Source organism: Psychrobacter sp. NPDC078631 (genome assembly GCF_050268165.1).
Taxonomy (GTDB): Bacteria; Pseudomonadota; Gammaproteobacteria; order Pseudomonadales; family Moraxellaceae; genus Psychrobacter.
In genome coordinates, this window is the sequence record NZ_JBNNGG010000001.1 from 1,254,122 (window position 1) to 1,278,241 (window position 24,120).

Sequence of the window (24,120 nt, forward strand, 5' to 3'; positions counted from 1 at the left end):
GAAAGCGTTAAAACATCACTAGCTAATATTTTCTGAATCAAATTTACACCATTGCTATTCTCATCAGTACATTATGGAAAAATACTTATGGACCAGTCTGCGCAAATGAAGCTAACCGCCCCAACGCTTAGTGTTACTGATTTTAACCTACCATCACTCCATTTACTGCATGATGAGGTTATAGCCACGCTTAAAGACACTGAGATTCATCTAGGTGAGTTTAATGATGATAGTAGTCAGGCGCCTTTGTTGTCGGACTCTATCGAAGTATTAAAGCAGCTGTCTTGTATTTTCAAACTGATTTCTTTGGTCGGTGCAGAAGCATTAAATGATGCTATTGTTGGTGGTCTACAGAGACTTTATGACAATGGTGATAACAACGATACTGATTTGATCATGGATCTATCAGAAGCCATAATGACCTTGGATCGCTATGTCGAGTTTGTCCTCTTGACTGAATCGGTAGAGCCTACTCTACTGATACCTGTCATTAACAAGCTTAATGCGCATAGTCAAGAAGCTCCTATTACAGCAGACTATTTTTCTGCATTTGGTAGCAGTAGCGTCATCATTGCCAATCCTGAACAAAACTTTGAATCTCTAAGCACGCTTAATTTAGACACAGAGCTGCTGACCAACGCGTATCGTAGTGGCCTTGCGGTTGCACTACTCAATCAAGATGGCAAAATTGACTCAGCAGATCAGCAAAAGTTGGATGCTATGAGTGCAGCTTGTGCATTAATCGCTGCAAATACTGATAGTTTGTTTTGGCAAGCGGCGACTGCTGCCGTGACTGATATCGCAGCAGTATTACCATTAAACCTAAGTCAAAAACACACACTTATCTATTTAGAGCAGCAATTTCAAAGCTATTTGCCAGTAATGGATACCCGTTTTGCAGATTTAGTGAGCTTTGCCTGTCAGCGTGATAACGAGCAAGCGCAGCAATTACGTGAACAGTATGCAAGCAATCATTTAGAAGGTGCTCAGCTAGAACAAATGAAGCGCTTTTTATTCGGTCCTAACCGCGAACTTACTGATACGTTAAACAAAATTATTCAACATCAGATCAACAATATTAAAGAACACGTCGATAGCTATGCACGTGGCGATTCAATCAATCCTATTGACATGCAGACAGCGCAGATTATTAAAGAGCTGACTGAACTGAGTTCGGCATTACGTTTGCTAGGTCTGTCCAACGCAGCCAATAGTCTTAGCGAAGCAGCAGAAGCTGTGAGCCATTGGCAAGCGCCTTCTCCTGAAGATTTTGATCACTTGCTACTAGCGTTAATGCATGCAGAGAACGCCACCATTGCTATGGCAGAGATGCATACACCAGGGGCAATCTATCTGCCACTGAATAATCCGCATATCTCATTGCATCAGCTTAATACGGCTAATGATACCTTGATACAAGAAAGCCGAACTGCGATTGCTAGTGCTGAGCAAGCCATCAATGATTATTTGGCCGAGCCTGAGCGCGACATGCTTAATATCCAAAATATTCCTGGGATGATGCGTCAAGTAGCAGGCGCAGTACGCTTCTTACAACTGCCCACACCTGCCAGCATGCTGAGTCAGCTAGCCAACTACATTGAAAAGCGTATCGAAGGCGGACGACGTATCGAAGACAGTACGTTAGCCTGCATCGCTGATGTTATTATGGCGGTCGATCATCATTTAGATGGTTTTGAGAATAATCGTCCTGTCAGCAAGCAAGCGCTTGATGTTGGTCAACAGAGCTTAAGCCATCTACTGGCTGCTTAACTTTTCTCATTGTCATGTCATGGTCATCATCTCTTAGCCATGACATCTCATTTACGTATAGATAATTCAAGATAATGTAGGTACAAGTCAGGCATGTGAAAGCGCTACAGTCATTAGGTTAAACTAGCCTAGTCATTAGGCTGAACCAGCCTGACAACATATCTGGATATCTGGTTTACATAGAATTGATGATATTTTACTCTAAAACAGTCTGTGTCTACGTCGATGCGGACTTACTTTATAATGTTTGGAATTTTATATGGCCCATGCTTTTGTATTAAGTGATGACAGTATCTTATGCCGTCAAATGCCAGATGGTTGGTGGCCTTTGCAAGTTCAGCTATCGCCCGATAGTAATGACTCAAATGAGCAAGCTTATCAAGTCGGTCATGTAACGCTGCACGAGAGCCTAGCACCAAATCATTGGCTATCAGACGATAACAATAGCACTGGCAACCATGCAGATAATACGGTTGATGCCAATATGGCTCATAGCTTTACTGCTCAAGCTACGAGCGCCATGACTTATGACTATGCAGTTGCTCATAACGTAACGCTACCAATTATTGCTGAAAGCAGTGGCAACACTTTTGTTCCTTATCGAAAACTGATGACTCATTTGCCAGTCGCCTTGTCAGATCAGATTAGCCAAGCGATACAGCTATTAAGCTGGCAAGCAGATACACAGTTTTGTAGTCGCTGTGCTAGCCCTACTGTAAATGCTGACCAAGGCGAACGTGCCATGGTTTGTCCAGTATGTCGGTTGCGCCAGTATCCCCGCGTACAACCATGCGTCATTACTGCTATTACTCGTCCAAATCCAGTAACAGGTGAGATGCAAATTTTACTGGCTCACCATCATCGTCATGGACAGCAAAACCTACCGCCAATGTATGGTTTGATCGCAGGGTTTGTAGAAGTTGGAGAGAGTCTGGAGCATGCCGTAGTACGTGAAGTCGCAGAAGAGGTCAATATCAGCGTATCAGATATCCGCTATGTCAGTAGTCAGCCATGGCCATTCCCCTCTAATTTGATGCTTGGTTTTCGTGCATCGTATGCCAGTGGCGATATTATCTTGCAAGAAGATGAGCTAGCACATGCTGATTTCTTTGATCTCTCAAACCTGCCCAGAATTCCGCCGAAGGGTAGTATCGCTCGCGATTTGATTGACCAAGTGGCTAAAGAACAAAATATAGATTTATAATCAGTCCTTATCTATAAACACCACATTTCGCTGTAGTATTGTATTTTCAATCTCATCTCTTTAAAATCGCTGCTCCTGTGATAAGCGTTTTACTTTAAATCTTATTTTTTAATAAGTAACACGCCAAAATGAGCAGTAACACGCTAACATGAGCCAATGCCCTTATAGATACTGTTTTACAAAGACCGCTTTCTCAACCTTTTATCTCTATTTATACTAATACCAATTCTTACGACTGGTATTAAGGTCCTTAATTAAATGCAAAGTAGCACCAATATACGCTTAGTCAATCTACCTGTCTTATTCGATGCATTACACATTGATACCTTGCCCGCTGACATACAGGCACAAATTGCACGTGTGGATGCTTGTTTGCCACAGACGCAATGCGGACTATGTGAGCATCCAGATGGTTGCCTACCATATGCCGCTGCGATTGTATTAGATGGCGAGCCGTATAGCAAATGTGTGCCTGGTGGTCAGCCTGTCACCAATGCGATTGCTCAGACTCTCGATATAGATACTCCTGACACTACGCTGACGGCAGTGCCTTCACAGTGGCCAATAGATGCCACCTCTGAACGTCCGACCGAGGTTCGTGCGGTTATCCGTGAAGATGACTGTATCGGCTGCACCAAATGCATCCCTGCTTGCCCAGTCGATGCTATCGTTGGTACTGGTAAGCATATGCATACGATTTTTACAGATTTGTGCACGGGCTGCGAGCTCTGTATCGCGCCCTGCCCTGTTGATTGCATTGACTTAGTTGCGATTGAGCGAGAAATATCTGAGCCTGAGCGAATAGCAGAGCAAGAGGATTTGAGACAACGCTACCATACCCATTTGAAACGTGTCACAGAACAGCTTGCCGATACGAGCAATAGTAGACCTGTCGTTAGTATGGTAGAGGCTAAGCTTAATAATGCAGCAAGCCAGTCTCTAAACATCAGTGAATCGCAAGCGAAAAACACCATTGCAGCTGCCAAGCTCCGTACCAAAATCAAAAAACTGGAAAAGCAACTGAGTGTTCGTGCAAACGATAAGAAACAAGCAGAGCTCGAATCCTTACAAGCCGAACTTGAGTCATTGCAAGTAGCGCTATAACAGTAATAGCGGCTTACGCAATTAATTCGTTAATAAATTGATACTTTAATCATTAACATGAATGTTAGCGCTAGCATATAATTTGGCACCATCATTCATCAAAATAATAGTCAAAATGCCATGAGTAAAACGGTCAAACATAAAACAGCTGACACGCCGCCCTCTAGACGAATGCCCAATCGTGACGTGCGTCCATTCTTTGAAAAGCTAGCAGCGACTATTGATGAACCTGTCACCGAACTTAATTATGACAGTAATTTTGAGTTACTTATCGCAGTAATTTTGTCCGCACAAGCGACTGATGTCAGTGTCAATATTGCTACCAAGCAATTGTACCCTGTGGCCAATACACCTGAGTCAATACTGGCACTAGGCGAAGACGGTCTCAAATCCTATATCAAAAACATTGGTTTATATAATGCCAAAGCAAAAAACGTCATCAAAACTTGCCGTGATTTGATTGAGAAATTTGATAGCACTGTTCCTGATAACCGCAAAGATTTAGAGTCACTGGCAGGTGTCGGCCGAAAAACTGCCAATGTCGTGCTAAATACGGCTTTTGGCCAGCCGACCATGGCCGTTGACACGCATATCTTTCGGGTGGGCAATCGTACTGGGCTTGCCACTGGCAAAACCGTACTCATCGTCGAAAAAAAGCTGGTTGAGCGCATCCCAGAAGACTTTATCGTAGACGCCCATCACTATCTTATCTTACACGGCCGCTATACTTGCCAGGCTCGTACACCCAAATGCGGCGCCTGTCCTGTCTATGAAGAATGCATGTTCAAAGATAAAGCTGCATTTTTAGAGTTGTAACGTATTGTTCATTTCAAGCAGACGCTACTGCTAGCTAATCACTCAGCCAAATAAATCGCTATCCAGTAACCACCTTTGATTGCAGTGAACTGCTTGTTGAGCATTTCTTATAGTAGAGCAAGTGTTGCTCACTAGAGTTTTATAACGTTTCAAGGTAGAATAACCCTATTTTGCGTTAAGAGATTTTGGCCATTACCCTGCTTCTGATAAGGCAATCTGCACATTAGCGTTGTCTATTAGGACAAGTACTGACCCAACTCGTTATCGCCAAGACCATATTAGAGCGAGGCAGTATCATTTTATATATTGATTAAATGATAGTCAGCTCACCCTTTGGTCATATTTATTAGCAAAGATTTTAGTCAAAACCGATTTTAAATTGAGAAATACCGATTATCTGCCGCGTAAATGCGTGGTCAAAATTAATTAGAGCAGCACCCAGATGTGCTGCTTTTCCTACCCTTATTGATTCAATTAAGCGATCCCATTATGCGTGAATACAACTTATTTACCTCAGAATCTGTGAGCGAAGGCCATCCTGACAAAATGGCTGACCAAATATCAGACGCTATCCTTGACGCTATCTTACGTGAAGATCTGCACGCACGTGTGGCATGCGAAACCTTAGTAAAAACAGGCGCAGTCATACTTGCAGGTGAAATCACTACAACGGCAAATATCGATTTAGAGCGTCTGGTTCGTGACACCGTAAATGGCATCGGCTATCACCATTCAGACCTAGGCTTTGATGGCGAGACTTGTGCAGTCATCAACATGCTAGGTAAGCAATCTCCTGAAATTGCGCAAGGCGTCGATCGTAGCGACCCTGAAGAGCAAGGTGCAGGCGACCAAGGCTTAATGTTTGGTTATGCAAGTAATGAAACCGAAGTATTGATGCCAGCGCCTATCGAATATGCCCATCGTTTGATGGAGCGTCAGTCGGAGCTGCGCCGTGCAGGCGAGCTGCCATGGTTGCGTCCAGATGCCAAAGCGCAGGTGACCTTGAAGTATGACGGCAATCGCCCTGTCGCCATCGATGCTGTTGTATTATCAACACAGCATGATCCAAGCATCTCGCAGTCAGATCTACAAGAAGCGGTGATGGAATCTATCATCAAGCAAGTGCTACCAGCTGACTTATTGCACGCTGGCACACGCTATCATATCAACCCAACTGGTAAGTTTGTGATTGGTGGCCCTGTTGGTGATGCTGGTTTGACTGGTCGTAAAATTATCGTTGATACTTACGGCGGCATGGCGCGTCATGGTGGCGGTGCGTTCAGTGGTAAAGATCCTTCAAAAGTAGATCGCAGTGCTGCTTATGCGGTACGTTATGTTGCCAAAAACATCGTAGCTGCAGGTCTTGCTGAGCGCTGTGAAGTACAGGTCAGCTATGCAATTGGTGTCGCTGAGCCGACCTCTATTTCTGTCAATACCTTTGGTACTAGTAAAATCAGTAACGATGAGATCATCCGCTTGATTCGTACTCACTTTGACCTACGTCCTTACGGCATTACCCGTATGTTGAACTTACTACAACCAATGTATCAGCAGACTGCTACCTTTGGACACTTTGGTCGTCCAGGTTCAGAGACTGCCTTTACGTGGGAAAAAACAGACAAAGCTGATATCTTAAAAGCAGACGCTGGTTTATAAGAGTCACTACTTTAAAACGTTTACCAACCATTTTTATATACTAAAAACTACTGACACTTATTATTAGGAGTTGCTTATGTCTCAAGACAATATTCAAGACCAAAACGCTGATGCTAACATCGAAATCACCCCTGAAATGCAGGCATTCTATCAACGTGCTGACGCTATCATCGGTATCGCCAACAGTCAGCTAGGTCCTGAAGCACATTCAGGTCAAGTAGGTGCTTCTTTATTGTATGCTGCAGCACGCTATAGCGCGTCAGTTGCCTCTATCGGCTTCGTCAAAGGTGATGATTTCGCCAAAGAAAAAGACGATATCGTCGAGTTTTATGTCAAACAGTATCGCCAGATGCTAAGCGATAATTTAACCGATTATGCTCAAAACTTTGACAAGTACGTACAGCTCAATCAAGACGACAAACCAGCTGAATAAGCGAATGTCGTCAGTTTAGATGTCTTTGATTTAGATATACTGTCGTAAAATCAGTATTTGATGGCAGAAAATAAAACCCCAAGCTTAACTAAGCTTGGGGTTTTTTGTATGGTGTTTAAGTAGATAGCTACTGACAAATGAGCTACCATAAATACTTAAGCGTTTAGCCTCAGTAGGCAAATCCATCAGCGATAACAGGACGCTATCGAATATTATTAATAAGGACATTTTTTATGAAACAAACTCTATCCAATCGTCGATTTTCCACAATTAACCAATCTTCGTTCAAACCGTCATCACTTATATTGATATTAGTTCTAGCTTTAACTGGCTGTAGCTCTATATCTGATATCAGAAAATCTGGTCAAACACCTACCCCATCCAGTCCTGATATCAGTCAGCAATTTGAAGGTGCTGCTCTTACTCAATGTCCGCCCGCTAACCCTGCCAACAATATCTGTACGGCACAATATGAACCCGTCTGTGTAAAAACGAAAGTTGGATCAGTTGTTAGCTACCGAACGGCTAGTAATGCCTGCTCAGCCTGTAATATCTCTGAAGCCGTTGGTTATGCAAAAGGCGAATGTCGCTAATCTACAAAGTGGTTGTATCGAGATCTGCTGTACTTAAATCTGCTGTATTGGAAGACCTTCTATTAAAGATATTGAACATCCATAAAAATACCCAGCTTATGACAAGCTGGGTATTTTTGTAGCTAAAAAATAACCTCTAAAGCTTAAGCATCTTTCTCAAGTGCTGGTGGGCCTTTTAGCAACTCTTCATCACGGAATTCATTAGCCGAGTTATGCTCTGCCGACTCTTCTGTGGTGAACCATTGCTGATTACGATACAGTATCAAACGATCTCGACTTAGGCCACGCAATAGAGAATACATCATCACGACGATCACAATAGCAAAAGGAAAGCCTGAGACAATTGATGCCGCCTGTAACGCACTTAAACCCCCTGCTGCCAATAATACAGCAGCGATAACACCTTCAGAACCTGCCCAAAACAATCGCTGAATCTTTGGTGGATTGGTATCGCCACCTGATGTCAGCATATCGATGACAAAACTGGCTGAATCTGATGAGGTAACAAACCATAGGACAATCATCACCACAATAAGCAAGTTGACCGCACCTGTTAATGGATAAGATTCCATCAATTTAAAGATAGCGCTACCTGTATCGGCTTTGACCGCTTCGATCAGACCTGGACTAACTATGTTAGGGTCTGCTGCTGCCACCAACTCCATATTTACTGCAGAACCACCAAAAGCAGTAAACCACAGGAACAATATCGTGATAGGAATTAACAGTACGCCTAATATAAACTCACGGATGGTACGGCCACGAGAGATACGTGCAACGAATACCCCAACGAATGGTGACCAACTAATCCACCATGCCCAATAGAAAATCGTCCAAGAAGCTTGCCAGTTTTCTTCGCCTCTATAAGACTCTGTCCACAAACCTAATGGCACGATTTGATGCAAATAGTTGCCGATGTTTTCTACAAAGCTATTAAAAATAAACTGCGTAGGCCCAAAGATAATCACAAAACTTAGCAATATCACAGTGAACAATATATTGGTATCACTTAGACGCTTGATGCCTTTATCCAATCCCATAAACAGAGACAACCCTGCTAGCATGGTGATAAGGCCAATCAAAATAATCTGCACCGTAATATTATTGGGTATACCAAATAACGTCTCAAGGCCTGAGTTAATCTGTAAGACGCCAAGGCCTAACGTGGTCACTACCCCAAACATCGTACCAAATACGGCGAGCGTATCTACCGTATGTCCCCAACCGCCGTAGATCTTTTTACCCAATATTGGATAAAGTGTCGAACGGATAGCCAGTGGTAAACCTACTCGATAATGAAAATAAGCAAGCGATAGCGCAACCATGCCATATAGCGCCCATACATGTAGACCATAATGTAGGAACGAGATATTCATCGCTTGCTTGGCAGCGGCAACTGTCTCCGCTTCGCCTAATGGTGGCGCCATAAAGTGATACAGCGGCTCAGCGGTGCCCCAATAAAGCAGCCCAATACCGATACCAGCTGAAAACAGCATACCAATCCAAGAAACCATATTGTACTCTGGCCTCTCATTCTGATGACCGAGTCTGATATCGCCGTAGCGGCTAAATATCATATAAATACTCATGACCAATGTTAAATTGACCACGACAATAAAGAACCAGCCGAAGCGTAAAGAGACAAATGCTTTTGCTTGGTTAAATACTACTTCTGCTTGTTCGTTGAATAAAGCGCCAAAAATAATGAACGCCAGTATCAAGATTGCTGAAGTCAAAAATACAGGTTTACTTACCCGCGGAAAAGGGCCTAATCGGCCAACTTTTACATGATCCATAGGTATATCCCCAAAAAAGTGCGTAACCATACCAAGGTATGAACGAATTATCAAATATAACACCTTGTAAATACTACCGAATGTATAGAAATGGTAGTAACATTTCGGTAATAATTTTCAACAATACAAATTTATCCTGAATAAATTTAAGTATCTTATCCCAATAAAGAAGCCCCAACTTAAAAATAAATTGGGGCTTCTTCTATTAAAAGCTTGAGTAGTTGTCTTACTTTTACCTGCTTTTAGTCACCTTTAACAATCTTGGGTGGCCCTTTTAGTAGATGCTCATCAGCAAATTCAGCTGCCGAGTTATGATCTGCTGATTCTTCAGTAATATAATGCTGCTGCGCTCTATATAGTATCAGTCGATCGCGACTCAAACCACGCAGTAGCGCATACATCATTGCAAATATAACCAAGGCAAATGGCAATCCTGCTACGATAGCGGCTGCTTGTAACGCGCTTAATCCACCAGCAGCCAACAAAACAGCAGCAATCACGCCTTCAGTGCTTGCCCAAAATAAACGTTGAATCTTTGGTGGATTAGTATCACCACCTGCGGTCAGCATATCGATGACAAAACTTGCTGAATCTGATGAGGTCACAAACCACAATACAATCATAATCACAATCATAAATGTGATGGGTTGCGCCAACGGATAGTACTCAACCAATTTAAAAATGGCACTACCAAAATCTGTTTGTACTGCCTCGACCAGTCCAGGACTAACCAACGCCGGATCAATAGCAGCGAGCAGCTCCATATGAATAGCAACGCCGCCGAAAGTTGAAAACCAAAAGAACAATATGGTCATTGGGATAAGTAATACCCCAAGTACAAACTCTCTAATCGTACGACCACGGCTGATACGAGCAATAAACACGCCGACAAATGGCGCCCAACTTACCCACCATGCCCAATAAAATATCGTCCATGCTGACTGCCAGTTTGCTTCACCTTCATAAGACTCTCCCCACAGACCTAATGGCACAACCACTGAAAGATAGTTGCCGATATTTTCTAGGAAGCTATCAAAAATGAAAAGCGTCGGACCTAAGACGACCATAAAACCAAGCAAAATAGCCGTTAAACCGATGTTGACATCGCTTAGACGCTTGATACCCTTATCCAAGCCCATCATGACAGAACAGGCGGCTAAAGCAGTAACAAAAGCAATCAGAGCGATTTGTATTGTGAGGTTATTAGGAATACCAAATAATTTCTCAAGCCCTGAATTAATTTGCATAACGCCAAGACCGAGTGACGTCACCACACCAAACATCGTACCGAATACGGCTAAGATATCAACGGCATGACCCCACGAGCCATATATCTTTTTACCCAATATAGGATAAAGGGTTGAGCGAATCGATAGTGGTAAGCCACGGCGAAAATGGAAATAGGCTAAAGATAGCGCTACAATTGCGTACAATGCCCAAGCATGTAAGCCCCAATGTAAAAAGGTAATATTCATAGCCTGCTTGGCGGCTTCTATCGTTTCCTTTTCACCGAGTGGTGGTGCCATAAAGTGATATAAGGGCTCTGCTGTACCCCAGTAGACAAGTCCAATACCGATACCAGCAGAGAACAGCATACCAATCCACGAAAATAGACTGTACTGTGGTGTCTCAGTTTGAGCACCAAGACGAATATCGCCATAACGGCTCATAGACAAATAAACACAAAGTCCTAAGGCCACATTAACGAGAATAATGAAAAACCAACCAAATTTATCGGTAATAAAGCCTTGTAAAAAACTGAACAACGTACCGGCAGATTCAGTAAAAAAAACGCCAAGAACAATAAATGTAATAATCAGTAATGCTGAAGTTAAAAAAACAGGTTTACTTACCCGCGGGAAAGGGCCTAACCTGCCAACTTTTACATGATCCATAGGTATATCCCCAAAAAAGAGCGTAACCATACCAAGGTATGAACGAATCACTAAATATAACACCATGTAAATACTACCGAATGTATAGAAATCGTAGTAACATTGCAGCAATAATATTTCAACAATCTGAATTTTTCCTGAATAAATATAAATATCTTTACCCAATAAAAAGCCCCAATTTAAAAATAAATTGGGGCTTCTTCTATCAAAAGCTTAAGTAGCTGTCTTAATGCTATCTACTTCTTAGTCACCTTTGACAATCTTAGGTGGCCCTTTTAGCAGATGCTCATCGACGAACTCATTCGCTGAGTTATGGTCTGCTGATTCATCCGTAATAAAGCCTTGCTGCGCTCTGTATAGAATCAGACGATCGCGACTCAAACCACGCAGTAGCGCATACATCATGACAAAGACTACTAAGGCAAACGGTAGTCCTGCTACGATCGCTGCCGCCTGTAGAGCAGACAGTCCACCAGCCGCTAGCAAGATAGCAGCGATAACGCCTTCTGTCGTCGCCCAAAATAAGCGTTGGATTTTCGGTGGGTTGGTATCGCCACCAGCAGTCAACATATCGATAACAAAGCTAGCAGAATCTGACGAGGTCACAAACCATAGCATAATCATGACGACAATCAGTAGCGTAATTGGTTTTGCCAATGGGTAGTATTCAACCAGTTTAAAGATGGCGCTACCAGAATCCGCTTGTACTGCTTCAACCAATCCTGGGCTAACACCTGACACAGCAGAAGCAAGCTCCATATGAACAGCAACGCCGCCAAAGGTGGTAAACCAGAAGAACAAAATCAGCATTGGAATCAGTAGTACACCAAGCGTAAATTCACGGATAGTACGGCCACGAGAGATACGAGCAATAAAGATACCAACAAATGGTGCCCAACTAACCCACCATGCCCAATAAAATATCGTCCAACTACTTTGCCAATCTGTACCGCTATAAGACTCACCCCATGTACCTAGAGGTACAATCACAGTCAGATAGTTGCCGATGTTTTCGATAAAACTATCAAAGATAAATAGCGTTGGTCCTAAGATGACCATAAACGCTAATAAGACGATAGTGAAACCAATATTGATATCACTTAAACGCTTAATACCTTTATCCAAACCCATCAAGACTGAAGCTGCTGCTAGCGCTGTGATGAAAGCGATCAAGCCAAACTGTACGGTAAGACTGTTAGGCGTACCAAACAGCTTTTCGAGTCCAGAGTTGATCTGCATAACCCCAAGCCCGAGCGAGGTAACCACACCAAACATCGTACCAAACACAGCCAAAATATCGACCGTGTGTCCCCAACGACCATAGATCTTTTTACCAAGTAAAGGATACAAAGTAGATCGAATCGATAATGGCAGGCCGCGACGGAAATGAAAATACGCTAAAGATAGCGCTACAATCGTATAAATCGCCCAAGCGTGTAGACCCCAATGCATAAATGAGATATTCATTGCTTGCTTGGCGGCTTCTACTGTCTCGGCATCGCCCATTGGTGGTGCCATAAAGTGATATAGCGGCTCTGCTGTACCCCAATAAACTAGACCAATACCAATACCTGCAGAAAATAGCATACCAATCCAAGAGAACAGATTGTACTGCGGTCGTTCTGTTTGGTTGCCTAGTCGAATGTCACCATAGCGACTCATTGCCAAGTAGATACAAAGCGCGAGCGCGGTATTAACTAGAATAATGAATAGCCAACCAAACTTATCGGTAATAAAGTTTTGTAAAAAACTAAAAACAGCCCCTGCTGTTTCGGTGAAAAACGCACCGAAAATAATAAAGCCAATAATCAGCAGTGATGATGTAATAAACACAGGTTTACTTACCCGCGGAAAAGGTCCTAATCTGCCTACTTTTACTTCTTCCATGTGCAAGTCTCAAATTTCAAGGAACGTTACCTTAACAAAATAGGTCTTAACTATCAATCTATTACAAAATAAAACTTGATAAAACTATTAATTTACTCTAAAAGACTTGAGCGGTTTTATTAAAATAATTAAATATACAGGTAGATAAATATGTCATTAATTCGATGCTATCTAGATGTTATTTGGGTAATAATCTGAGTAATTGTGCATCATTACCATCTTCAAGTGTCCACACTTGCCCGTCTATTGCTAGCACACTGCGTACACGCTCACCCATGTCATAGCGATAACGCTCAGCGGCGGTATTGTCTTCGCTTATGCCAACTACGATAAGCGCTTTAGACGATAAACCACTGATAAGCATATTGCCCTGCCAGCTAGGAAAGTCATTATGAGTACCAGCCGCATAGATGCTCATAGCAGATGGTGAAATGACAGGTGTCCAAGTAATTTTGGGTGCCGCAAACTCTGGCTTTGTGCCATGGTCAGGAATGTCTAAACCTGAATAATTGCGGCCATTGGATACCACTGGCCAGCCATAATTATTACCCTTCTCAATAATATTAAATTCATCGCCACCTTTTGGTCCCATTTCGTGCGCCCAAAGCTGTCCACTATCGTCAAATGCCATACCAAGCACATTGCGATGTCCGATGGTCCAAAACTGTTTGGCCAACTCATTATCAGTAAACGGATTGTCTGTCGGGGTGTTACCGTCAGGACTCAACCGTATTATCTTACCAAGATTGCCATTCATGTCTTGTGCTGGGTCTTTGTCTTGACGCTCGCCTGAGCTGATATATAGATAGCGCCCATCAGGCGAAAACAGCAAACGATGACTATAATGTCCCTGCCCTGTGACTTTCGGAGACTGTTGCCAGATAGGCGTGATATCTTGCAACGTAGGTGTGGCTGTCTCTAATCCTGAGAGTGTCGCCTTGATCACTTTAGCGCCAAATTTATTACTATCACTTCCTGTTCCTGCTTCCGCGTAGCTAAGATAGACGGTATTGGACGTCGCAAAATCTGGAGCCACGATTATGTCTCCTAAACCGCCTTGACCACCGTAAGCGACTGTAGGAACGCCTTCAACTTTGCTCTTATTACCCGTCGCGGTATCTACGATAAATAGCTCACCTGTTTTTTGTGTTACTAGTAATTTGGGCGCTTTGCTATCTGCAATAGGTAACGCTGTCATAGCCCAAGGCTCATCAAAGGTAGCGATTGCTTTAGTCATAAAAGCAGGCTTGCTAGTCTTTGTTTGTGTAGTACTTTTTGTAGCGGTTTGAGTATCGCTATCTGAAGTAGAAACCTCTTTAGACTCTGTTGCAGTGCTTTTGTTATTGCTAGGACTTACTGCTGAAGGGTTGGAGCACGCGGCAGTGCTAAACAGCAATGCTGCAATGATTAGTGGCGAAGTTAAAGGTATATTTATACGTTCAATATGGGCTGTCATCGTTCTGTTTCTCCATTCAGTTGATACTTATACTATTATTCATTGATTTAGTTATAGCATAGTCCTGAGACTTAAGAGATATTGAAATGGTAAAAGAACAGTAACGTAAAACGCTCCTTATAAATAAAAACCCCTTACCTACTATTGTAGATAAGGGGTTTGTTTTAAGCGTACAGTTGGGTTATAAAGACGTCAGAGCCAATATGATTAGCTCATTCTAAGCTTATCAAAAGTTAGTTTGTCATCGGCACCTATATCGACTTTGATAATATCACCAGCGACAAAATCACCTGCCAATAGCTTCAATGACAATGGGTTTTCGATCTCTTGTTGAATGGCTCGCTTCAAAGGACGAGCGCCATAAACAGGGTCATAACCTACGGCAACCAATTTATTCATCGCATCTGCTGACAGCTCAATATCCATCTCACGCTCTTGGATACGCTGACGTAATCGATCCAATTGAATATCCGCAATACCTGCCATCTGCGACATACCAAGCGGATGGAAAACTACGATTTCGTCAATACGGTTGACGAACTCTGGACGGAAATGCTGCCCAACAGAATCCATTACTTCCGCTTTGATATCCTCGTAACTTTCACCAACCATCTCTTGGATCTTATGCGAACCTAAGTTACTGGTCATGATGATCACAGTGTTTTTGAAATCTACCACACGACCTTGCGAATCGGTTAAGCGGCCATCGTCCAATACTTGCAGTAAAATGTTGAACACATCAGGATGCGCCTTCTCTACTTCATCAAACAATATGACGCTATATGGCTTACGGCGTACTGCTTCAGTCAATGTACCGCCTTCTTCATAACCGACATAACCTGGAGGCGCGCCTACCAAACGGCTGACACTGTGTTTTTCCATATACTCACTCATGTCGATACGTACAATCGCATCTTCAGAGTCAAATAAGAAATTTGCTAGTGACTTAGTCAGCTCAGTTTTACCAACACCAGTAGGTCCTAAGAATAAAAACGAACCAGATGGACGATTGGGATCAGACAGGCCTGCACGGCTACGACGTACCGCATTGGCCACTGATTCGACTGCTTCGTTTTGACCAATGACACGCTCATGGAGCTTTTCTTCCATTGCGATCATCTTGTCACGCTCGCCTTGCATCATTTTGCTGACTGGAATACCAGTCGCGGCCGCAACCACTTCAGCGATTTCGTTGTCTGTCACCTTGTTACGCAGCAATTTCACACCGCTACCTTCACCTGTCTGCTCTTTTTGCTCAGCCAGATCAGACTCATGAATACGACGTTCTAACTGCGGAATAGTTTCGTATTGCAGCTTACTCATGGTCTCATAATCGCCTTCGCGGCTAGCTTTGTCATAGGCAATACGGGCTTTATCTAGCTCGTCTTTTAACTGTTGACTGCCTTTGACCAGTGCTTTCTCTGCCTGCCAAACCTCGTTGAGATCAGCATACTCTTTTTCCAATTCCGCTATTTGCGCATCGAGCACTTTACGCTCGGCTTGCGCGCCAGCATCTTCTTCATTTTTGAGCACTTCACGCTGCATTTTTAGCTGAATCAAACGGCTATCAAGCTTACCTAATGATTCAGGCTTGCTGTCCATCTCCATGCGCAGGCGACTGGCCGCTTCATCAATTAAATCAATCGCCTTATCTGGTAGCTTACGATCGGTGATATAGCGATGACTCATGCGCGCAGCAGCGATAATGGCACTGTCTTGGATATCGACGCCGTGATGCAGCTCGTAACGCTCTTTTAGACCCCGTAATATCGCAATGGTATCTTCGACCGTTGGCTCATCGACCAGCACTTTTTGGAAACGACGCTCAAGTGCGGCATCTTTTTCGATGTACTTGCGATATTCATCAAGCGTCGTCGCCCCAACGCAGTGTAGCTCACCACGAGCCAGTGCAGGTTTTAGCATATTACCTGCGTCCATCGCACCTTCAGACTTGCCTGCACCAACCATCGTATGTAGCTCATCGATGAACAAAATGACATTGCCTTCTTGTTTGGCCAAGTCGCTCAATACGCTTTTGAGACGCTCTTCGAACTCACCGCGGAATTTTGCCCCAGCGATTAGCGCACCTAAATCCAACGATAGCACTTCTTTACGGCGTAGACCTTCTGGCACGTCACCATTGATGATTTTTTGTGCCAAACCTTCTACGATAGCCGTTTTACCAACGCCCGGCTCACCAATGAGCACAGGGTTATTTTTGGTACGGCGCGACAGTACCTGAATGGTACGGCGGATCTCTTCGTCACGGCCAATGACTGGATCTAGCTTGCCAAGCTCTGCTTGTTCAGTCAGGTTGATCGTGTACTTGTTGAGTGCATCACGCTGATCTTCTGCGTTTTGGTTATTCACCGTATCATCACCGCGCAATTGCTCAATCACCACTTTTAACTTGCTTGCCGTTACGCCTGCACTTTCAAATATTTTTTTGGTTTCGCCCTGCTCAGCGAGTGCCAACATCACCCATTCCGTCGCGATAAAATCATCGCCTTCTTTTTGTGCCTGACGATCTGCCAAGTTCAAGATTTTAACCGAGTTTGGGTTAAGATTGACGTCACCTGTCGGCTCCGAAATCGTTGCTTGGTTATCCAATGCTTTAGCAACGCCATTTTTTAGCGCTGGGATAGAAGCACCTGCTTGTTGGCAGATAGATAAATTAGATTCATCTTGTAGCAACACGGCAAGCAAATGCACAGGATCAATGCCTGTATGATCGCGCCCTAACGCTAGGCTTTGTGCTTCTTGAATGGCGGATTGCAATTTTTGAGTAAACTTCTCAAATCTCATGTCTATATCCTTTTATAATTGGTATTTTCAGTAGCACCTCTAAGGATTATCTTAGTCTAGTGCCCACTGTTATCTGTCACTTATATAAGGTATATATACACCTATTTCAAGACGATTGCTAAATAAAACCTTACTTAAGACAATGATATTTATTATTAATAATATTTAAATAATTTATTAATAGCAGTTAAAGATAGTTAGTAGATCAGTTACGCCATTTTATTAGGGCAAATTAAAGATAAATCTCCACTAAATACGCTAATGAATAATGCATCTACTTAGTATAAATTAGATGACAATCCGACTATTCTACTCCACGATTTCAATAGGAATACCAATTGTCACCGCTGCCATAATCTCATCCATCTCGTCATTAGTGACAGCGATACAACCATCTGTCCAATCACGTCGTTGATTAAACAGTGCCAGATATCCAAAGCCATTCATTTGCCCATGAATCATGATGTCGCCACCCGGATTGACTCCTGATGACTGCGCTCGTGCCTTATCCTCATCATTGGGATAGCTAATATGAATAGAGCGATGCGCAATAGAGTTCTCATTTTTATAATCTAATGTATAGACCCCAACTGGCGTACGCTGGTCACCTTCCTGTTGCTTATGACCTGTTGGACTGCCCCCTAGCGCAATACGATATGACCTAATGGCTTTACCATCGCTCATCAGTTTTAAGATACGGTCTGATTTGTCAACGAAGACTCGATCAATGACTATGGAAGGAAGAATGGGGTCTTTGGGTTTTGAGGTGCTTTTGACATAAGCAATAGCGCTGGTGCTGACAATGGCAGCAAGACTAAGACCAATGATAATGGGCAACCAAGGCGTACGCTGCTCATTTGATGAGTAAGGTTTTTTATGAAAAAATGGCATAGACTCTGATTCCCATAATTAATTTTTTGTCATTAATCATATGTATCAAAGCACTATGCCAGATTCTATAGATGAGTTTTGTGCGAAAATGATGAATCATTTACTAGACTGCTACACCATGCGAATCGCACCATCTAAGCGAATGACTTCACCATTTAGATAAGCATTATCGATGATATGAGTGACCAATTTGGCAAACTCATTGGGAGCGCCTAAACGTTTAGGATATGGCACACCTGCCTCTAACTGTTCGCGTGCCTTTTCAGGAATGCTCTCCATCATCGGTGTAGCAAAGACACCCGGTGCGATGGTCATAACGCGTATACCATACCGTGCCAACTCACGAGCAAGTGGCAAGGTCAGACCAACCACGCCTGCCTTGGACGATGAATAGCTGGCTTGACCTACTTGACCGTCAAAGGCTGCGATAGAGGCTGTATTAATAATAATACCTTGATCTACATTCTTCTCTACATGGTCGCCTGCACTGCCATCACTCGCTATGCGCTTGGCAATGCTAGCAGCGACCAAACGAGCGACGTTAAATGAACCGACCAGATTGATATTGACTCCGCGGCTAAATGCCTCAAGGTCTGCCGGATTGTTATCACGATCTAGCAGCTTTTGTACCACTACAATACCAGCACAGTTGATTGAACCTTGTAAACCGCCAAAAGCTGACTCTGCCATTTCAACCGCTGATTGCACTTCATCACCGTTGGTGATATCACAGTGTACAAAACGCGCACTATCACCTAACTCGGCGACCAATGCTTGCCCAGCAGATTCATTTAAATCAGCGATAACGACGTTACCACCCTGCTCTACAATCGCCCGAGCCACTGACTCTCCTAAACCTGATGCACCGCCTGTGACCAAAAAGCTGTTTTCTTTAACTTGCATGATTATTCCTTTAAATTTTTGCTTCTTATTAGATATTTTTCTATTAAATTTATGTACGCTTTACCAATTCATTTATGCAGCAGACAGACTACGCAGCAAAAAGCGTTGAATCTTACCACTTGGCGTTTTCGGCAGTTCTGTCACAAACTCGACCTCACGCGGATAAGCATGAGTGGATAGACGTTTACGTACCAGCTCTTGGATTTCTTTAGCGATTTGCTCACTGCCTTCGATGCCATCTTTTAGTACCACATAAGACTTAATAGTGTGACCGCGCACTTCATCTGGCACACCTACTGCCGCAGATTCTGCCACTGCTTCATGCTCTAACACAGTGTTTTCGACATCAGTAGGCCCTACGCGATAACCTGCGGTAATAATGATGTCATCATCACGGCCTGAGAACCAGTAGCTGCCGTCACTATGACGCTCGACCACGTCGCCTGTCAGATAGTAATCATCTACAAAGGCTTGCTTCTCATTCCAGCTATAGCCACGGAAATAAAACGCAGGTGACTGACTGACCACGACTGCTAACTGCCCTTGCTCACCATCGGGTAGTACATTCATATCATCATCTAGTACGACTAACGTATGACCTGGTAGCGCCATACCCATCGAGCCAACAGGACAATCGTGCGCCAATGCGTGATGTGCACAGCAGGTCATGCCAGTCTCTGTTTGCCCATATTGGTCTTTGACTTGGCACGCCAAATAGTTCTCGACCCAGTTGACCACTTCGGTGTTCAGTGTTTCCCCTGCCGAGTTGGCACAGCGCAAAGACAGCTTGGCATTTGTATCGTTATGAGCGCCTTCATTAACACTATCAAACACACCACTAGATTTCATCATTCGAAATGCAGTTGGTGAAGAGGCTAAATTGGTAATCTTATGACGCAACATAAACTCACGGGTATTGGTCGCGTCAAATCCTGCTTCATTAAAATAAGTGGTGATACCCAGTAGCAGTGGCCCTGTGATGGCATAGTACAAGCCATACGCCCAGCCTGGATCTGCCATGTTCCAATATTGATCATCTTCGCGTAGGTCGATGGCATAACGCATATATAGGTAAAAAGCAGGTAACGCCGCTAACGGAACGCTGACGCCTTTTGATTTACCGACTGTACCAGAGGTAAACATTTGCAAAAATGGCGCATCTGTATCAAGCATCACAGGTTCAAACGTTTGCGGCTGTGCTGCCATAGACTGGGTGTAATGATCGTCACCCCATGTCTGAGCATCTTCTATACTGCCGACCAATACCATTTTGGTTTGCTCAGCCAAATCTTCAAACTTGCTGCGATTTTCTAAGTTAGTAAAAACGACTTTGGTATCGGCTTTGTCCATCCGATATTTGATCGAATCATAGCCAAAAGCGGTAAATAGCGGCTGATATACGGCTCCGATACGCCATGTTGCCAATACAACAGTTAGCAGCTCGGGCGTGCGCGGTAGCATCGTCGCTACTTTGTCGCCCGCTTTTACCCCATACGACTGTAGCAAATTAGCGATTTGAGCACTCGCTTTGTCAAGCTCACCAAAACTCATGCGCGTTATATTGCCCATGGTATCTTCATGTACTAACGCAGCATTGTCAGCGCGGCCGTCACGTACATGACGACCACAGCAAGCCATATAAGCATTTAGTCGATCATCTACCTGCTCGCCAAATATTTCTGACAGCAGTGTATTCATATCAAAATTATTATAGTAATCGGTGTAGTTTTTTGATGTGACGGTAGAATCTGTATCAATATTCGTCGGAATTTGAGAGGCGGTGTTCATAAGCTAATCCTTTAGCAATATCAGGTAACTGGTAAAATGGTATTTATAATTGAAAAACGATCACATCCTATAGACCGTTTCATAGGTTCGTATTTATCATGTTCTATTAGTAACGCATTTCTACGTTTATTTCAATACATAACGTATCATTTTTATTTTATAGAAATGGAGGTAATCTATAACTAATTATCATTAATTCGCTATAGGTCCGCGAAGACACCTACAATAGTCAAGTACTGCCACATATTTTCAATTTCCTATTAAAGAATTAACACCTCAATATTATTATCTAAAACCTCACACCTAAACATCAGCTCTTAAAAACCCTAACAATGCTTTTTCTTCACAGCTTTGGTATTTTTTGGTTCGTCCACGGCGCGCTTGTTTGTAAGTCTCAAAGAACTGTCCTGCCAAAAAACGCTCAATAACAATGGGATGAATATAAGAAGCACGGCATACGGTTGGTGTGTTGCCCAGCTCTGCTGCCACACTTTTTACCATATCAGTGACTAATTGCTGTCGCTCAGCGCTTTCTGGCGCACTGGTTAATATATTAGCGCCTACGGACGTCTGTAGCTCGTCATATAGGTAGCTTGCCGCAAGAACACTTGCCATCCATGTGCGAAAATCTTTTGCACTGTACAGCTTGCTTTCGCAGTCCATGCCACACGTATGCATTCGCAAGTAATCATTGATATCGCTACTGTCAACGACTTGCTTATGTCCGTTGTCATCTAAATATTTGAATATCTGATAGCCTGGTAGCTCAGAACAGGCTTGCACGATATCAATCAATCGCTCATCTTGTAGCTCAATATGATGCTCTTTTGCACTTTTGCCGACGAAATCAAACGCCAGTCCATTGTCGGTTTCACTGACATGCTTGCTGCGTAGCGTACTCAGACCATAGCTTTTATTTTGCTTGGCGTAGCGGCTGTTGCCAATACGAATCAATGTTGTTTCTAGCAATTTAACAACGGCAGCGAGTACGTTGGTGCGTGATAAGGACTTTGCTTCCAAATCTGCCTCCACCTGCGCGCGCAGATTGGGCAATACCTCTGCAAACCCTATCATCGCATCAAACTTGGCTTGGTCACGGATGTTGTTCCATGAGGGATGATACAGATACTGTTTGCGCGATTTTTCGTCTCGCCCTGTTGATTGCAGATGGCCTCGTTCATCTTGGCATATCCACACCTCTGACCACATAGGCGGTATCACCAATACATCAAAACGCTGACGCAATGCTTTATCTTTGACCGTGTTGCCCGTTGCATCACGATAAGTAAAGCCGCGACCCCAACGTCTACGCTCGTAGCCTGGTTCGTCGTCACTCACATAACGCAAGTTAGCGCGGCGTGCGAGATGCTCGTAATCATGACGCACGTCTTTGGTCATTGTTTGCTGGCTTGCCTTTACTGTTGCCTTTGTCATAAACCTATATACCTTTGAGAATTCATGGTTTTAGCATAATTAATGACGGTAGTTTTTGCTGTTTATTTGGCACAGATAAAGTGTAATGCTGTGTAAAACATGGTTTTCAGGATAGTAGCTTAAAATTTATTTGAAATATGACACAAAAAAAACGCCAAGCATAAAATACTTGGCGTTTTTCGTTTTGATACTGCTATAACTTAGAAGTCGTTATTTACCATATACACATAGATAAGCGGTTTCGACGTCTACTTTTACTTGGAACTTTTGATTGGCTTCAACCGTGAATTGCTCGCCAGCGTTAAACGTTTGCCACTCATCACTCTCTGGTAGCTTGACAGTCAATGCACCGCTCACCACACTCATGGTTTCAAATTCACTGGTGCCAAACTCATACTCACCAATTTCCATGACGCCGACAGTCGCAGGCTTGGTAGCCGTTTGAAAGGCAATAGAAGTCACTTTATCATCAAAATAATTATTAACGCTTGGCATAATTTTCCTTAATTAAATATTGGTTACTCTTTTAAAACGGCTGCTTATTTAAAACGGGCTTTTACAGTCCTGCTTTTAGACTCGCCTCGATAAACTGATCGAGGTCGCCATCCAGCACCGCACCAGTGTTAAAGGTTTCAACGCCAGTACGCAAGTCTTTGATACGTGAATCATCGAGTACATAAGAGCGAATCTGACTGCCCCAGCCAACATCAGACTTACCGTCTTCAACCGCTTGCTGTGATTCCATGCGCTTTTGCATTTCCAGCTCATAGAGCTTAGCACGTAGCATCTTCATCGCCGTGGCTTTGTTACCATGTTGACTACGCTCATTCTGACAGGTCACCACTACGCCCGATGGCTCATGGGTAATACGTACCGCAGAATCTGTCGTGTTTACGTGCTGACCACCCGCCCCAGATGAACGATAGGTATCGATACGTAAATCAGCCGGATTGATATCAATCTCGACGTTGTCGTCAATCTCAGGTGAGACAAACACCGCAGCGAACGAGGTATGACGACCATTATTACTATCGAATGGCGACTTACGTACTAGACGATGGACACCAATTTCGGTGCGCAACCAGCCAAACGCATAGTCGCCTTTGATCTCAATGGTTGCCGACTTGATACCAGCCACGCTACCTGATGACACTTCAATCACATCTACTTTAAAGCCATGAGCTTCTGCCCAGCGCGTATACATGCGCAGTAGCATTTCAGCCCAATCTTGTGCCTCCGTACCGCCACTGCCTGACTGAATATCCAAGTAGCAGTTATTTGGATCCATCTCACCGCTAAACATCCGGCGGAATTCTAAATCAGCAACGCGTTTCTCAGCGCTATCTAGCTCGCTCTGCACGTCGGCTAGCAAGGACTCATCTTCTGCTTCGACTGCCAACTCTAGCATGGCAGACGCATCTTCTAGTGTCGTTTCAAGAGAGACCACCACATCGATGACACCATCAAGGTGGCTTTTTTCTTTATTAATCTTGGTGGCGCGTTCTGGATCGTTCCATAGCTCAGGGTTTTCTAGCTCTAAATTGACTTCTTCTAAGCGTTCTTGCTTACCATCGAAGTCAAAGATACCTCCGCAAATCCTGCCCACGCTCTGATAAATCTTTAATTTGCTCTTGATACGGATTGATTTCCATAAATGTTCCTGTTTTTCTAATAAAAATAAATAACGCA

At 43.5% G+C, this 24,120-nt stretch carries 18 protein-coding genes; 7 read left to right on the plus strand and 11 right to left on the minus strand.

Features of this window, described 5'->3' with window-relative positions; translation table 11 throughout:
• The first annotated feature begins 87 nt into the window (after positions 1-87).
• The 7 genes from ACQKCP_RS04975 (at position 88) to ACQKCP_RS05005 (ending at position 7,576) form a co-directional block, all read left to right on the plus strand.
• Positions 88-1,770: a hypothetical protein gene (locus ACQKCP_RS04975; RefSeq protein ID WP_427611514.1), complete on the plus strand. Its 1,683-nt coding sequence runs from the start codon at positions 88-90 to the stop codon at positions 1,768-1,770.
• Positions 1,771-2,029: 259 nt separating this feature from the next.
• Positions 2,030-2,974: an NAD(+) diphosphatase gene (nudC, locus tag ACQKCP_RS04980; RefSeq protein WP_427611515.1), complete on the plus strand. Its 945-nt coding sequence runs from the start codon at positions 2,030-2,032 to the stop codon at positions 2,972-2,974.
• A gap of 258 nt (positions 2,975-3,232) precedes the next feature.
• Positions 3,233-4,078 (plus strand): RnfABCDGE type electron transport complex subunit B, encoded by an 846-nt coding sequence (locus ACQKCP_RS04985; RefSeq protein WP_427611516.1) that lies wholly within the window; start codon positions 3,233-3,235, stop codon positions 4,076-4,078.
• A 120-nt stretch (positions 4,079-4,198) separates the two neighbouring features.
• Positions 4,199-4,894: an endonuclease III gene (nth, locus tag ACQKCP_RS04990; protein ID WP_427611517.1), complete on the plus strand. Its 696-nt coding sequence runs from the start codon at positions 4,199-4,201 to the stop codon at positions 4,892-4,894.
• A 489-nt stretch (positions 4,895-5,383) separates the two neighbouring features.
• Positions 5,384-6,550, plus strand: coding sequence for a methionine adenosyltransferase (metK, locus tag ACQKCP_RS04995; RefSeq protein ID WP_057760687.1), 1,167 nt, complete (start codon positions 5,384-5,386; stop codon positions 6,548-6,550).
• Between the two features lie 76 nt (positions 6,551-6,626).
• Entirely contained in the window at positions 6,627-6,983 is a 357-nt protein-coding gene (locus ACQKCP_RS05000) for a DUF3144 domain-containing protein (RefSeq protein WP_102078350.1), read from the plus strand.
• A 233-nt stretch (positions 6,984-7,216) separates the two neighbouring features.
• Entirely contained in the window at positions 7,217-7,576 is a 360-nt protein-coding gene (locus ACQKCP_RS05005; protein ID WP_427611518.1) for a hypothetical protein, read from the plus strand.
• A 143-nt stretch (positions 7,577-7,719) separates the two neighbouring features.
• Here ACQKCP_RS05005 and ACQKCP_RS05010 read toward each other — a convergent pair whose 3' ends face one another.
• From ACQKCP_RS05010 to prfB, 11 genes are all read right to left on the minus strand, one after another.
• Positions 7,720-9,372, minus strand: coding sequence for a BCCT family transporter (locus ACQKCP_RS05010; protein WP_057760694.1), 1,653 nt, complete (start codon positions 9,370-9,372; stop codon positions 7,720-7,722).
• A gap of 242 nt (positions 9,373-9,614) precedes the next feature.
• Positions 9,615-11,267, minus strand: coding sequence for a BCCT family transporter (locus ACQKCP_RS05015; RefSeq protein ID WP_427611519.1), 1,653 nt, complete (start codon positions 11,265-11,267; stop codon positions 9,615-9,617).
• Positions 11,268-11,510: 243 nt separating this feature from the next.
• On the minus strand, positions 11,511-13,154 hold the full coding sequence (locus ACQKCP_RS05020) for a BCCT family transporter (protein ID WP_427611520.1): 1,644 nt from the start codon (positions 13,152-13,154) through the stop codon (positions 11,511-11,513).
• A 178-nt stretch (positions 13,155-13,332) separates the two neighbouring features.
• Complete coding sequence (locus ACQKCP_RS05025; protein WP_427611521.1) at positions 13,333-14,610, minus strand: PQQ-dependent sugar dehydrogenase; 1,278 nt, start codon at positions 14,608-14,610, stop codon at positions 13,333-13,335.
• A gap of 207 nt (positions 14,611-14,817) precedes the next feature.
• Positions 14,818-17,415, minus strand: a complete 2,598-nt coding sequence (clpB, locus tag ACQKCP_RS05030) for an ATP-dependent chaperone ClpB (RefSeq protein ID WP_427611522.1) — start codon at positions 17,413-17,415, stop codon at positions 14,818-14,820.
• Positions 17,416-17,724: 309 nt separating this feature from the next.
• Positions 17,725-18,306, minus strand: a complete 582-nt coding sequence (locus ACQKCP_RS05035; protein ID WP_427611523.1) for a L,D-transpeptidase family protein — start codon at positions 18,304-18,306, stop codon at positions 17,725-17,727.
• A gap of 111 nt (positions 18,307-18,417) precedes the next feature.
• The gene (locus tag ACQKCP_RS05040) at positions 18,418-19,209 is read right to left on the minus strand and encodes an SDR family NAD(P)-dependent oxidoreductase (RefSeq protein WP_427611524.1); all 792 of its coding nucleotides are present in this window, start codon (positions 19,207-19,209) and stop codon (positions 18,418-18,420) included.
• A 72-nt stretch (positions 19,210-19,281) separates the two neighbouring features.
• Positions 19,282-20,997 carry an AMP-binding protein gene (locus ACQKCP_RS05045; RefSeq protein WP_427611525.1) on the minus strand — a complete coding sequence of 572 codons (1,716 nt, stop codon included), beginning with the start codon at positions 20,995-20,997 and terminating at the stop codon, positions 19,282-19,284.
• A gap of 303 nt (positions 20,998-21,300) precedes the next feature.
• Positions 21,301-22,431: a DNA topoisomerase IB gene (locus ACQKCP_RS05050; RefSeq protein ID WP_427611526.1), complete on the minus strand. Its 1,131-nt coding sequence runs from the start codon at positions 22,429-22,431 to the stop codon at positions 21,301-21,303.
• A gap of 210 nt (positions 22,432-22,641) precedes the next feature.
• Positions 22,642-22,926: a pyrimidine/purine nucleoside phosphorylase gene (locus ACQKCP_RS05055; RefSeq protein ID WP_057760713.1), complete on the minus strand. Its 285-nt coding sequence runs from the start codon at positions 22,924-22,926 to the stop codon at positions 22,642-22,644.
• 61 nt (positions 22,927-22,987) lie between these two features.
• A protein-coding gene (gene prfB / locus ACQKCP_RS05060) for a peptide chain release factor 2 (protein ID WP_102078362.1) occupies positions 22,988-24,083 on the minus strand; the annotation gives its coding sequence in 2 pieces (ribosomal slippage) (positions 22,988-24,010 and positions 24,012-24,083; 1,095 coding nt in all).
• Positions 24,084-24,120: the final 37 nt, after the last annotated feature.